The organism is Gammaproteobacteria bacterium, from assembly GCA_022340215.1.
In the GTDB taxonomy this organism is placed as follows: domain Bacteria; phylum Pseudomonadota; class Gammaproteobacteria; order JAJDOJ01; family JAJDOJ01; genus JAJDOJ01.
Genome location: JAJDOJ010000058.1, coordinates 1 through 13,442, shown reverse-complemented (window position 1 = coordinate 13,442; position 13,442 = coordinate 1). Strand labels below are relative to the sequence as shown.

Annotated in this window: 10 protein-coding genes; 8 read left to right on the top strand and 2 right to left on the bottom strand. The window is 64.0% G+C overall.

Going from position 1 to position 13,442, the window contains the following annotated elements; genetic code table 11:
• The coding region (locus tag LJE91_04315) for an ABC transporter permease (protein ID MCG6867966.1) at positions 1-2,132 on the bottom strand (2,132 nt) is incomplete at its 3' end.
• On the bottom strand, positions 2,129-2,818 hold the full coding sequence (locus LJE91_04310; protein MCG6867965.1) for an ATP-binding cassette domain-containing protein: 690 nt from the start codon (positions 2,816-2,818) through the stop codon (positions 2,129-2,131). The genes LJE91_04310 and LJE91_04315, both read right to left, overlap by 4 nt.
• Here LJE91_04310 and LJE91_04305 point away from each other — a divergent pair.
• The 8 genes from LJE91_04305 to LJE91_04270 all read left to right on the top strand — a co-directional run bounded on the left by LJE91_04305 (position 2,817) and on the right by LJE91_04270 (position 13,029).
• The gene (locus tag LJE91_04305; GenBank protein MCG6867964.1) at positions 2,817-3,494 is read left to right on the top strand and encodes an arylesterase; all 678 of its coding nucleotides are present in this window, start codon (positions 2,817-2,819) and stop codon (positions 3,492-3,494) included. The genes LJE91_04310 and LJE91_04305 overlap by 2 nt on opposite strands.
• 106 nt (positions 3,495-3,600) lie before the next feature.
• Positions 3,601-4,305 (top strand): sigma-70 family RNA polymerase sigma factor, encoded by a 705-nt coding sequence (locus LJE91_04300; GenBank protein ID MCG6867963.1) that lies wholly within the window; start codon positions 3,601-3,603, stop codon positions 4,303-4,305.
• Positions 4,295-4,786 carry a cupin domain-containing protein gene (locus LJE91_04295; protein MCG6867962.1) on the top strand — a complete coding sequence of 164 codons (492 nt, stop codon included), beginning with the start codon at positions 4,295-4,297 and terminating at the stop codon, positions 4,784-4,786. The genes LJE91_04300 and LJE91_04295 overlap by 11 nt, the downstream gene beginning before the upstream one ends.
• A gap of 590 nt (positions 4,787-5,376) precedes the next feature.
• Positions 5,377-6,786, top strand: coding sequence for a tetratricopeptide repeat protein (locus LJE91_04290; protein ID MCG6867961.1), 1,410 nt, complete (start codon positions 5,377-5,379; stop codon positions 6,784-6,786).
• Positions 6,773-8,248 (top strand): DUF4331 domain-containing protein, encoded by a 1,476-nt coding sequence (locus tag LJE91_04285; protein ID MCG6867960.1) that lies wholly within the window; start codon positions 6,773-6,775, stop codon positions 8,246-8,248. Before LJE91_04290 ends, LJE91_04285 begins: the two co-directional genes overlap by 14 nt.
• 299 nt (positions 8,249-8,547) lie before the next feature.
• Positions 8,548-9,648, top strand: coding sequence for a HupE/UreJ family protein (locus LJE91_04280; GenBank protein MCG6867959.1), 1,101 nt, complete (start codon positions 8,548-8,550; stop codon positions 9,646-9,648).
• Between the two features lie 345 nt (positions 9,649-9,993).
• Positions 9,994-11,100 (top strand): OmpA family protein, encoded by a 1,107-nt coding sequence (locus tag LJE91_04275; protein MCG6867958.1) that lies wholly within the window; start codon positions 9,994-9,996, stop codon positions 11,098-11,100.
• 123 nt (positions 11,101-11,223) lie between these two features.
• The gene (locus LJE91_04270; protein MCG6867957.1) at positions 11,224-13,029 is read left to right on the top strand and encodes a phosphomannomutase; all 1,806 of its coding nucleotides are present in this window, start codon (positions 11,224-11,226) and stop codon (positions 13,027-13,029) included.
• Positions 13,030-13,442 lie beyond the last annotated feature (413 nt).

The window sequence follows — 13,442 nt, the reverse complement described above, 5'->3', positions numbered from 1 at the left end:
AGGAAGACGGACTCCACCGCCAGGGCGCCGCGGTCCATGATGTCGCGGACCTGCTTCATCAGGGCGGTCACGTCGAGCGCCGTGACGCTGGGGTATTGCCTTACCAGACGGCTGACCACATCAAAACGCTCCGGCGGCAGGTAGAAGGTCGCGATGTAGGTGGCGGGCAGGTCGCGCATCAGCCCGGGGGTGCCGATGACGAAGAAGTTGGCGTTGAACGAGTCCCACTGAACCGAGCGCAGGTTGCTGACCCGACCGCGCACGGACTGCCCCGCGACGTTGAACACGAGTTCGTCGCCCACCTCGATGCCCAGCCGTCCCGCGATTCCCTCCTCGACGGAGAACAGCGGTTGCTCGTGCTCCTCGGCAGACCACCATTGCCCCGCGACGATGGCGTTGTCGGTCTGCAGGGTCTCGGCCTGACTCAGGTTGAATTCGCGTGTGGCCAGCCGTCGCGTGCGGATTTCTTCGTAGTCCTCGGGGTCGACCTCGCGGTCCCCGATGGACTCCAGTCGTCCCCGCACCATCGGAAACGGTCCACCGACGTCCAACCCGTCCGCGGTCAGCAGATCGCGCACGCCGTCCACCTCATCGGGTTGGATATTGATGAGAAAGTGATTGGGCGCGTCCTCGGGCAGCGCGTCCCGCCAAGCGCTGAGCAGGTCCACCCGGACCAACGCCAGCAGGAGCAGCGCGGTGATGCCCAGGCCGAACCCGGTGAGCTGGAGGGTCGTGGTCGCGGGACTGCGGGACAGACTCGCCAGACCATAGCGCCAGGATCCCGTCGCGCGTGACCGCATCGGGGTCAGGAGGCGGACCAGCAGGCGCGCGGCGATCACGAGTACGATCAGGCCTCCCGCCAGTCCGCCGAGCAGGCGGAAGGCCAGTGCGTCGTCCCCGATCTGCCAGACCAGCAACGTGGTGAGCGCGAGACCGGCCGTCACCACGAACAGGCCGAACGAGAGCGGCGGCGGGCCGGCGGTCCGTTGAAAGACGCGCATCGGCGGGACGTTCGCGAGCCGCAGCACGGAGGGCAGGACGAACCCGCCGAGCATCAGGATCCCGGTCGCGACGCCGGCGGCAAGGGGCCAGGCCGACGGGGCCGGCAGGTCGTCGCTGAACCAGTTCCCGACCAGTTCGGCGAGGACCGTCTGGAGCATGAGACCTGCCAGCGTCCCGGCCAGGCTGCCGGCCAGACCGAGCAGCAGCAGCCGGAGCGAGAAGATCGCAAAGACCCGGCGGCGGCTGGCGCCCAGGCAGCGCAGCAGGGCGCCGGCATCGGACTGCCGCTCGACGAAGCGCCGCGTGGACATGGCGACCGCCACGATGCACAGCAGGGTCGCGGTGACCGCTGCGATGCGCAGGAATCGCGAACCCCTCTCCAGGGCCATGCGCAGTTCCGGACGCGCGCTGCTGACATCGGCCAGGCTCGCCCCCTCGGGCAGGTGGGTCTGCAGCCAGTTACGAAAGCGCTCGACGTCTCCGGCCTCTCCCGCGACCAGAAACCGGTGCCGTACGCGGCTGGCCGGTCCGAGGAGACCCGTTCGCGCGATCTCGTCCAAGGCGACCATCACCCGGGGCGCCAGGCGAAAGAGATTCGCCGCGCGATCCGGTTCGCGGGTCACGATGCGCGCGATGCGCAGATCCGCCTCACCGAGACGCAGGTCATCTCCGATCCCGAGGCCGAGCACTGCGAGCAGGCGCGCCTCGACCCAGGCCTCGCCGGCAGCCGGGATCCCCGGCGTGACGGAATCGGCTCCACCCCGTTCCAGGGCGGTCAGTAACTCTCCCCGCAGCGGGTAGGTGTCGGATACGCCCTTCACCTGTACGAGCTGCGTTCGATCCCCGGCGACCACCACACTCGGGAAGTTCAGCGTATCGGCGGTGTTCAGGTGGTACCGCTTGGCGGTTTCGTGTATCGCGTCGTTTAGGGGTTGACTCGATTCGACCACCAGGTCGGCCGCCAGTACCGCGGTCGCCTGGCGCGACATGGCCCGTTCGACGCGGTCGGTGAAGAAGGTGACGGTGGTGACGGAGGCGACCGCCACCACCACCGCGAACACCAGCAGGCGTAGTTCTCCCGCGCGCCAGTCACGCCGCAGGAGGCGCCAGGCGAGCGGCAACGACTTCACGACCGCGGCTCCAGCGCACCGCCGTGCAGCAGGAGTTGCCGGTCGCAGCGCCGCGCCAGCGTCTCGTCGTGGGTGACCAGCACCAGCGTGGCGCGGTTTCCGGTCCTGAGCCGGAATAACAGGTCCGCGACCTTCTCTCCGGTGACCGCGTCGAGATTGGCGGTGGGTTCGTCGGCGAACAGGACACGGGGGTTCGGGGCGAAGGCGCGGGCCACCGCCACGCGTTGCTGCTCTCCGCCCGACAGCCGGGAAGGGTAGTGATGCAGGCGGGCGCCGAGGCCGGCCTCGCGAAGTGCTTCCGTCGCCGCCACTTCGGGTTGCGCATGGTTGGCGAGTTCCAGCGGCAGCATGACGTTTTCCAGTGCGGTCATGCCGGAGAGCAACTGAAAGGACTGAAACACGAAGCCGACCCGCCCCGCGCGCAGGGCCGCGCGCCCGTCCTCGTCCCGCTCGCCGAGATCCGCTCCGAACAACCGGGCGTGCCCGCCGGTGGCGGTATCCAGCCCCGCCAGGAGGCTCAGCAGGGTGGATTTGCCGGAACCGGAGGCCCCCAGGATCGCGACCGCCTCACCCTGCGAGACCTCCAGTTCCACGTTCGTCAGGATGCTCAGGGGACCGTCGGCGGTGGGAACCGTCTTCGACAGCCCCTTGGCCGAGACGGGTATTGCGGTAACATTCACGCCCATGCGTGGTTCTCTGTCATTTGCTTGCTGGTTGATCTGCTTTGTCCCGGTGCTTGCCGCTCCGTCTCCCGCCGTGGTCGTGCTCGGTGACAGTCTGAGTTCCGCTCACGGGATCGCGGCGGAGTCCGGCTGGGTCGATCTGCTGGCGGAGCGACTTTCACGGGAAGGCTACGCATACCGTGTCGTCAATGCCAGTATCACCGGGGATACGACCCGGGGCGGTCTGGCACGGCTTCCGGCGCTGCTGGCGCGCGAGCAGCCGGATATCGTCATTATCGAACTGGGCGGGAACGACGGGCTGCGGGGGATCGACACGCAGGTCACGGCGGCTAACCTCGAGGATATGATTCGGCTGTCCAGGGAGGCCGGCGCGCGCGTCCTGCTGCTCGGCGTCAAGCTGCCGGCCAACTACGGACCGGCGTTCGGGATGGCGTTTCACCAGGTGTACCTTGATGCGGCCGAGACGAATCGGGTTGCCCTCGTCCCGTTTTTCCTCGACGGTGTCGCCCTCGATCCCTCGATGATGCAGGCCGACGGCATCCATCCCAATGCCCGGGCGCAACCGATCCTGCTGAACAACGTCTGGGCGGCACTGGAACCGCTGCTGCAGGCGGAAGGGAAGACGTCCGGGGAACCGATTTCGTCAATCAGGATCCTACTGAGCGATGCACGGCGTTAAACACATGCTGCCCGGGGAATTTCCTGATTCACTCCCTTGAATGGAAACCGGATCGAATTACCCTGCGTATTGTCCGAAGAGGGATACAAGCGGGGTCATTGTCGAGATGGGTAGCGATAGTCGTACCGATCCGCGGAACGGTGCCGGTGCGCAAAGCAAGCATCGACCGAACTGCGCTACCATTCTGTTCATGGATCAGAATGGGCAGGCGAGTCCGGGGCAGGTCGACGGGCGGGAATCTGCGCTGCTCGTCGAGCGGGTGCGGCGCATGGCGGCGGGCGACGAGAAGGCGCTGGCGGAGCTCTACGACATGACCGTCAATTGCACGTACGCACTCGCTCTGCGTGTGACGCAACGGCGCGAGATCGCCGAGGAGGTCGTCAGCGACGTCTATGTCCAGGCGTGGCGGTCCGCCGTCCGTTACGACGCAACTCGCAGCACGGTAAAGGGCTGGCTGAGTATGCTGTGCCGCAGCCGTGCCATCGACGCATTGCGTCGCGAAGGCCTGGATCCGGTCGAGGCGTACCGAGACCTGGAAACGATTCCCGATACGGGGGAATCGACACAACAGGATCTGGCCATGGCGCTGGATCGTTCAACGGCGGTCCACCAGGCCATCGCGGCGCTGGAGGAGACCCAGCGCCAGCTCATATCACTGGCCTATTATCGGGGGATGACACACGCCGAACTCGCCACCTGTACCGGAATGCCGCTGGGCACGGTCAAGACGAAGCTGCGTCGGGCCTACGCGGTGTTGCGCAAGGCGTTGACAGCATCGGAGGCCGCCCAGGAGGATGTATATGAACCCTGAGTACGAGAATCGTTCCGAACACGATGCCTTGCCGGCGGACGTCTCGGAGGCCCTTGGTGAGGCACACACGGGTGCGGCGCTGTCACCTCAGAGCGAGATGCGTCTGCGCCGCGAGATCCTTGCCCGCGTGGCGGAGGAACGTTCGGTAAAGCGCGGGTTCCTCACGATACGCGCCGATGAAGGCGAGTGGTTGAGCATCGCACCCGGTATCCGGAAAAAGCCCCTGTATACCGACACCGTCGCAGGGACGGAGTCCTACCTGTTGAAGGTGGAACCCGGTGTGCAAGCGCCCCACCATGGTCACCGGGGTACGGAACTCTGTCTGGTGCTGGAAGGCAGTTTGCGCTACGGTCCGCTGCACCTGTCAGCGGGAGACTGGCACGTGGCGCACCGGGAAAGCGTTCACCCCAAAGCCTTCACCGACACGGGTGCCCTGTTGTTTATACAGGAACCGCTGGAGAACAGCATCGCGGCCCCCTAGTGTCCGTCCACAAACTGTGGGTTCTTCTTCTCCATTGCTTGTTGGATCCGCTTCGCTTGATCCAACCTACTGATTTTAATGACTTACGATATTGCGTAGGGTGGAACCAGCACAGCGGTTCCACGCATAAGGGTGTTTACCGACGCTAACTAGGCCTAGCGGACGACGGGTAAGCGTTCCCGTCGCAGCGACGGTACAATCATCGTTCGCTCGATCCGCTCATCGCCGCGCAAGACCTGTGGCGGCGGATTTTCTCTCGTCTTACCTCCAAGCTGCCTTCCACCCCTGCCCGGCCCGACGACCGGTGTTCGTTTCCGCTGCCTTTCCCACCGTCGGCAGGGGCTCCTGTTTTCCGTTCCCAGCGCAGCAGCGCAACACGCGAAGTCCGCGACGCGCGCGCATGCGACGAAATGCCCAAAGCGGCAAGGCGCGTCCAAATCCGAATCCAACTTCCATCCATCCTCCGTATTACAGATACATCGCGGGAACACATCGAATCGGTGATGGTTTCCCGACTAACGACATCCCGGGGTGCGACTGCTTGGCGTGGTCCAGTCCCCGGTCGAGGCTCACGGCAGAGGTAGTGCAGGATGTTCAGGACCCTTTGGCGGTATCGCGTTCCCCTGACGGCTTTCGCCGTATTTCTGCCGGCCGCTTGCGGGCAGGGACCTTCATCGGGGCAAGCGGCATCGACCACCACTGTGGGGGCCGACTGGCAGGTCACGCCGGATCCCTGTCGGCTCATTGAGACAATCGACGAATCGATGCCGGTCCCGGGTCGGATTATCGAGCGTCTCCGGGTCGGCCTGGCCGCGGGTATCGATCCCGTCCCCTTGCTCGAGCGAATCGGCTGGTTCTATGTCTCTCAGGCCAGGACCCGCAGCGACCCAGGTCTCTACACACTCGCAGCCGCTGCTTCGGATTGCATAAAGAAACAGCATCCCGACAGTGCCGAGGCGATGTTGCTGGAGGGACATGTCCTGCACAGCCGGCATCGTTTCCGTGAGGCGGAGCGCGTGGCACGACGACTCGTCGCGATGCGCGGACTCTGGTTCGATCACGCATTGCTCGGAGATGCGCTGTTCGATCTCGGCAGGCTCGAGGAGGCCGCCGACGCGTATCAGGAAATGATGTCCCAGCGGCCAGGACCCCAGGCCTACCTTCGGGCGGGGAAGCTGCGGTGGACTACCGGTGACCTGTCGGGGGCGATCGAGATGATGCGTCTGGCGCTCGGGTCCGGTGCCGGCCGGGATCCCGGGGCCGAGGCCTGGACCTACACCGAACTCGCCAGGTTGGAGTTTCAGGACCGGCGGATGTCCGAAAGTGCGATGCATCTTCACGCCGCCCTGCGTCTTGCACCGGACTATGTGCCGGCACTTGTCCTGCGGGCGCGACTGGCGCTGTCCCGGGACGCATGGGGCGAGGCACTCGCTGATCTTGAGCAGGCTCAGGAAAAGACCACCTTGCCGGAGGTGCAGTGGCTGCTGGCCGATGTCCTGCGACGCGTGGGCAGAGAGATGGCGGCCGATGCGGTCGTGGTGAAATTGAGCGATACCGCAAACCGCGAGGATCCACGCACCGTGGCCTTGTTCCTCGCTACCGAAGGACTGAACCCGGCCCTGGCTCTGGAAGTCGCGCGCACCGAACTGGGTGTGCGGCAGGACGTCTTCACACTGGACGCCATGGCCTGGGCAAGCCTCGCCGCCGGAGACGTTCCCACGGCCCGTCGTTTTGCCCTGCAGGCGACGGCCGCTGGCACCAAAGAGGCTCGCCTATTCCTTCACGCCGGCATCATTGCCGCGCGCACGGGTTTCGCGGAAGAGGCCGTCGGCTGGCTGAACCGGGCCCTGGAACTTCGCCACACGCTGTTCCCGGGCGAGCGCGACCTGCTTTTCAAAGAATTTGCGGTATTGCGTCCGCAAATCGGTCCCGGACTCGGGGAGACCTCGATGATCCGGGAAGACCATGCACCACCAGGAGATCGACATGAACAGAGTTAGACATCGACAGCGCCTACTACCTTCACTCCTCGCCGGGACGCTGATGACGGGGCCGGCATTCGCGTCCAGTCACATGGATGCTCCGCTGATTACCCTCGACGACGCGGCCAATACAACGGACGTCTACGCGTTTCGCAGTGATGCCGGGGGTATCCCGTACCTGACCACGGCGGTGGCGGTGTATCCCTTCGAGGAACCGGGAATCGGCCCCAACAAGTACAACTTCGACGACAACGTGCTCTACGAGATACACATCTCGACCGGAAAGGATCTGGAAAAGGGGCGGCCGAGCTTCAGCTACCAGTTCCGGTTCGACACAGGGTTTAAGGAGCCGAACACCATACTGCAGTCCTACCTCGGCGTGGTCGACATCGTTGACGACGCTGCGCAGAACCTGACGCAGACCTACCGCGTGACACGCGTCGATCACCGGAACGGTAAATCGACCCGACTGGATTCGCGGGACCGGCCATTGAAGGTGCCTCCGAACAATCAGGGCATCGCGACCCCGAGGTATAACATCGACAACAACGGCGACAATCCGGCCAGGCCGGGTGTAGCCAGTGAGTCCGATCTGGACGGGTATACACGCGCCAGCATCTACACACTGAAGCGTGGGCACCGGGTATTCGCGGGACAACGTGAAGACGGGTTCTACGGGGATATTCAGGCCGTGTTCGATCTGCTGCAGCTCGAGAGTCCGGTGCTCGGTCTGGAAAGCCCGAACAAGCCGTTCGACAGTCAGGGCGGTTACAACGTCCATACCATCGTGCTGCAGATTCCCTTGGAGGAGATTGGCGGCGACCGGCAGGTCGTCGGTGTCTATGCCACCACCAGCCGTCAAAGGACCCGCGTCCTGCGCCAATACGACGACCGCAACAAGGGTCCTTGGGTGCAGATCGCCAGGCAGGGCAATCCGTTGTTCAACGAGGCGCTAGTCGCCCTCGCCGACAAGGATCGTTACAACCGGACGATGCCGGCACGGGACAACCACCTGTTTCGCAAATACGCGGAAAACCCCCAGCTTGCGACCCTGCTCAACGCGATTCACGGCACCGCCGCGATCGACAGCGGACGAACCGACCTGGCCGGTATTTTCATCCCCGATCTCATCAAGGTGGACCTGTCGACCGGACCGGCGGCACTGGCTGGTGATGCCACCGGCAACGGTTTCCATCGCCTCGGCATCTTCGGCGGCGACGTGTTGACCAGCAGTGTCCAGGACGGATTCGGGGGCGGTGTGATACCCGGCGGCTGGCCCAATGGCCGGCGATTCGGCGACGATGTCGTGGACATCGCAGTCTGCGCGTTGCTCAGCGATCTCCGCGACCCGGCTAACCCCTCGATCGCCTGTGACGCCGATGTCGACGTCGACGGGGTGAATCGCAACGACATCACCTACAACACCGTGATGCCCTATGCCGGCACCCCGCTGAACGGCCGCAATCACTCTCACCACTGAGTGTAGTGCGGCTGTTGCGCGTTGACTGGGGGAGCTCCTTCCCCATTGACGGGGAAGGTTGGGATGGGGGTGGGTGCAAGGGTTGGCACGGCGCCGGACTCGAGTCCCGACCCCCACCCAGCCCGGCCCCCACCCCCACCCAGTCTCCCCCTGCCAGGGGGAGGAGTCAGTAAGTTGCACCTCCCCCTGCAGGGGGAGGGGTTAGGAGATAGACAGCAGGAACTGGAAAAATGAGGCTTTTCCTCAGTTTGTTATCGGTACCCCGAAGGCGTGTCTCTCTGCTGGCGGGCATGCTTATCATGCTGTTGACAATTACAGTACCCGACGCGGCGGCCCATGATCCGGGGCTGAGCTCGTCGAGATGGTTGATGATGGGGAACACCCTGTCGGTGGACTTGGCAATGGCGCGCAGGGATATCGAACCTCTGCTTAGCCGCAAGCGCTTCCAGGCGTCTCGGGATGCGGCCAGGGAGCATCCGTCAGTTGCCCAGGCGCTCGAAGGCATCGCCTTAACCGCGATCCAACTGACCAGCGATTCGAAGCATGTGGCGCCCGAGCGCGTTGAAGTCGAGGAGTACTCAGGCGACGGCGTTCGCTTGAGGATGGAATACCGGGTCCAGCCAGGGTCCTCGATCCGCATCGAATACCCGTTGTTGCAGGAGCTCGGCAGGGGACACCGGAATTTTGTCACCCTGGTGGATACCGCAACCGGGGAGCAGGAAACCTGGCTGCTCAGCGCCGGGCATCCTGAATTCGAGTTCCGCGCCGGCGATGCTTTCTCCGCCCCCCGGGAGTTCGCGGTGTATCTGCTCGACGGTGTCTGGCATATCTGGTTGGGGTTCGACCATCTGCTATTTCTGTTGACGTTGCTGCTGCCGGCCGTCCTCACCCGTCGCCCTGAAGGCTGGCGACCGGTTGGGCAACTACGGCCTGCCCTGATGGAAATCATGAAGACTGTGACGGCGTTTACGGTTGCGCACTCGATCACGTTGTCGCTCGCGGTGCTCGGCATCGTGGCATTGCCTGGGCGTTGGGTCGAGGTGGCCATCGCCGCGTCGGTCATCGTCGCCGCGATAAACAATCTGCATCCGGTGTTGTCGGCCTCGCGATGGCCGCTGGCATTCGCCTTTGGCTTATTGCACGGATTCGGATTTGCCACGGTACTGGTGGATGCCGGGGTCTCGTCACGAATCCTGATCCCGGCACTGATCGGTTTCAATCTCGGCGTCGAACTCGCGCAGGTTGCGGTGGTATTGGTGGCGATCCCGGTGATGTTCTCGCTGCGTAACCACAAGCTTTACGGGACGGTCGTACTTCGGGGTGGGTCGGTCGCGGCGGCGGCCATTGCCGGGGTGTGGTTCGTTCAGCGATTATTCGAACTGCCCGGATCGGGGGTTTAGGCGATTGCCGGAAAATGACAGAAATCGCCTTCGGCCGTCGCAACGGCGATGTCTCGGTGAATGGGCTGTGATTGGCGGATCGAGGTACGCGTCGGCGGAAGATGGCGCGTGAGTCGCCGCCCGGAAGACCTGGCCCTGACCACCCATCGAGCTGTCCGCGTAACATTAGAAACATGTCATTTTCCAAACGTCTGTATTAACATTTCGCGCTTGCCGATCTCGGTCAGCGGGTTCCGGTCGCAGGAACGGGGCCGCCCGGATCCGGTTTCCAACTTCACATGACGCGACGGCTATGTTGTCTTCGTTTTCGTCCGTCGTCAGGCATAAAAATACAGGTAGAAATCGATGAAACCTTTTGTTTTCAGAGCGTTGGGGGCGGCCGTCGCCGCCGGTATCAGTCTCGCTGCCAATGCCGGGGTCGACGGCGGAAGCGGTTTCGCTCCGCAGTACTGCGAACAGGCATCCCATCCCCGTCACGCCCGGGCGCCATGGCGCCGGGCCGGTCTGGACGACGCTGAGCGTGATGCCTGGTGGGCGGAGCGGCGTCGCCGGGTCGAATCTTGGGCCCCGCAACAGATGCGATTTCAGCCTCATGAGTTCCCCTGGGGTCCGTATCCGGCGGGCTATGGTGTTCCCATGGCGAGGGCCGCGGCACCGGATACCGGATCCGGTGCCGCGACGGGTGAGGAACCCGCATCGCCAACCAACCGGCCGCTTCCCGTGGCCGAACCAATGCCACCGGTCTACCCCGCTCCCCGATACGCTCCGATGTCCTTTGTCCCCCCCTGGGGTGCTCCTCCGGGAGGGCCGGGTTTCCCGGCTCCCCGTCAGGCGAATGCCCCAAGTGTTGAGCGCAATGTCGCAGCCGACGAAGCGCAGACCGGTGATCCGGTCGAGGGCAGTTCGGATGTGGCGGCCCCGATCGCTGAAAGCGATGCGGATTCCACCGAGACGTCCACCGCTGAGGGTTCCACGATGACCGCTGCGGACGACAAACTGGCCAGGGTTTCCCTGGACAGCGACATGGACGGGGTTAACGACTACAGCGATCTCTGTTCGGAAACTGCCGCTGGTGCGTCGGTGGGCAGTTTCGGGTGCGAGGAAGCGGCGCCGATCGTGCTGAGCGGCGTGGAATTCGTGACTGACTCGGACCAGTTGACGGCGGAATCCTCCAGTATCCTGGACACCGTGGGCGAGACGCTGAAGGCAAACCCCGAGGTCAGGGTGAGCCTGGCCGGCTATACGGACACCGACGGTGACGACGTCTACAACAAGGACCTCTCGCGGCGCCGCGCGAATATCGTCAAGGCGTATCTGGTCTTGCAGGGTGTCGAGGCCGACAACCTTGTGGCCAACGGTTACGGCGAGGAGAATCCGATCGTGTCCAACGACACTCCGGAGGGCAAGGCGACTAATCGGCGCGTGGAGATGACCCAGCTGGCCGGTGAATGATCGACGAAGGGGTGCGGGGTCTTCCGCGCCTTGAGTCGCTGAAACCGAGGGGCGATCACCATTTGGCGGTCGCCCCTCTGTCCTTCTGGCATCTGCACAAGGGAGAAATCGCCGAGAGCGCACTTGAACTTGGGAGTTATGCAGTACACTCACGACGCGGGCGGCTTGTCCCATCGAGGCGACTGGCAGGAAGAGCAGAACATGACCGGACGACAATCCCTTCGCGAGGCACTGGCATACGATCCGGTCCCGTCGCGCTTCGGCACCAGCGGCGTGCGGGCGCTGGTCAGCGATCTGACCGACCTCGAGGTCTATTGTCTGACGCTCGGTACCCTGCGATATCTCGAACGCACCGGTAGACTGCGCTGCGACGACGGCGGCGAGCTGCCGATCCCCGTGGCGGGCGATCTGCGTCCATCGAGCGAACGCCTGCTCGGCGCCACCCTGCGGGCGATTTCGGACCGCGGGTATGAGGCGACCTACTGCGGCCGCGTGCCGACGCCGGCACTCACCTTCTTCGGGCTCGAATGCAGGACCGCGAGCTTCGTGGTGACCGGGAGCCACATCCCCGCCGACCGCAACGGACAGAAGGCCAACCGCTGCGATGGCGAGGTGCTGAAATCCGACGAGTCGGGAATCGTCGCCGCCGTCGAGGCCGCGCGAGAAGATCAGTACGCAAGGGATTTCGAAGCATCCGTGTTCGACGCATCGGGGATGCTGAAGCCGGCATTCAGGGTCGAGGCCCCGTCGGTGGACGACGGCGCACGTGTGGCGTACCTGGCGCGTTACCGCTCGGCGTTTCCCGCAGACGCCCTGCAAGGAATGCGTGTCGTGTTCTTCCAGTACGCCGCCGTCGGCCGCGACCTCATACCCGAGATCCTGGAAGCGGCAGGGGCCGAGGTCATCCGCGCCGGGCGCAGCAACGAATTCGTACCGATCGACACCGAGGCGATATCCGGCGATCATCTGTCCATGCTGGAATCCATCGTCGTCGAGGCGCGTGCGTCGCACGGCCACATCGACGCTATCGTCTCGACCGACGGCGACAGCGACCGCCCGCTGGTTGTCGGGGTCGAGGATGCGTCGGACGACGGGATCTCGCTGCGGTTTTTCCCCGGGGACCTGCTCGGCATTCTGGTTGCCGACTACCTTGACACCGATGCCGTGTCCGTCCCGATCAGCGCGAACCCCGCCGTCGCCGAATTTTTCGCGGAAAAGGGGATCGAGGTCCGCAAGACGCGAATCGGTTCGCCATTCGTGATCGAATCGATGCAGGAATCCATCGCGGAGGGAAAGCAACGCGTCGTGTCCTGGGAAGCCAACGGCGGATTTCTCGTCGGCACCGATCTGACCATCGGCGACACCGTCCTCAAGGCCTTGCCCACACGCGATGCAGCCCTGCCGATCCTGTGCGTCCTGCACACCGCCGTAATGCGGGGGAAAACCCTGCACCAGGTCTTCGAATCGCTGCCCGGATGGTACGGCAAGGCGGATCTGCTGGATGACTTTCCCCGCGAGGTCAGCCAGGCAATCGTCGCCCGTTACCACCCGGAGACCGAAGACGTGCAATGGGTGGATTTCGGCAAGGATCGCATCGCCCTGCGGGACCTCGACGAGGAGGTGGTCGGGGAGAGAAGACGCAGTTCGCCGGGCGCCGCGCTCTATCAGAAGTGGAAGTGTGAGATCGAGGCCCTCTTCACCCCAAGACTGGGATTCGGAGCCCTCACTCGGATCAACGTCCAGGACGGTATCCGCTGCTACTTCGCCAATGGCGACATCGCCCACATCCGCCCCTCCGGCAACGCTCCGCAACTTCGCATCTACGCATACGCCCGCTCCCAGGAACGCGCCGAGGAGATCGCCCGCATGGGCGTAGCCGAACCGGACGGGATCCTGAGGTCGCTGCAGAAGTTTATAGAGAGACAGTAACAAGGCCTCTCGCCACAACCGCTGCTGTTCTTCACCTCGAGCGGAGGACAGGCCCTGGTAATGCGGACCCTATTGGGTCAGGCGCGGGAATTCCACGCGACCGTTTTCTCTCAAATCAGCTCTGACCCTAGCGTTTTTCGCACTGTCCAAGGTTTTTGGGTTATGAAGATAGCGCAACGCGAACGATGGTGTGGACCGGAACAGGAGTGATCGTCCCTGTCATGGAGCCTATCGCCAATGGCCCTGGGATCCGGCTTCTGACAAGCCTATGGGATTCGATGATTTTTCATGGCGCTACTGAATTGTGACCGAGACCAATTACATCGTCGACATTCTTATCCTGCTGGCAGCGGCTGTTGTTGCGGTGCCACTGTTTCAGCGCCTCGGACTCGGCGCGGTGATGGGATTCCTGG

Excerpts from the sequence above, each read along its gene's own strand:
- LJE91_04275 (MCG6867958.1), top strand. The coding sequence starts at position 9,994 with ATGAAACCTTTTGTTTTCAGAGCGTTGGGGGCGGCCGTCGCCGCCGGT.
- LJE91_04280 (MCG6867959.1), top strand. The coding sequence starts at position 8,548 with ATGCTGTTGACAATTACAGTACCCGACGCGGCGGCCCATGATCCGGGG.
- LJE91_04300 (MCG6867963.1), top strand. The coding sequence starts at position 3,601 with ATGGGTAGCGATAGTCGTACCGATCCGCGGAACGGTGCCGGTGCGCAA.
- LJE91_04290 (MCG6867961.1), top strand. The coding sequence starts at position 5,377 with ATGTTCAGGACCCTTTGGCGGTATCGCGTTCCCCTGACGGCTTTCGCC.
- LJE91_04310 (MCG6867965.1), bottom strand. The coding sequence starts at position 2,818 with ATGGGCGTGAATGTTACCGCAATACCCGTCTCGGCCAAGGGGCTGTCG.
- LJE91_04305 (MCG6867964.1), top strand. The coding sequence starts at position 2,817 with ATGCGTGGTTCTCTGTCATTTGCTTGCTGGTTGATCTGCTTTGTCCCG.
- LJE91_04295 (MCG6867962.1), top strand. The coding sequence starts at position 4,295 with ATGAACCCTGAGTACGAGAATCGTTCCGAACACGATGCCTTGCCGGCG.
- LJE91_04285 (MCG6867960.1), top strand. The coding sequence starts at position 6,773 with ATGAACAGAGTTAGACATCGACAGCGCCTACTACCTTCACTCCTCGCC.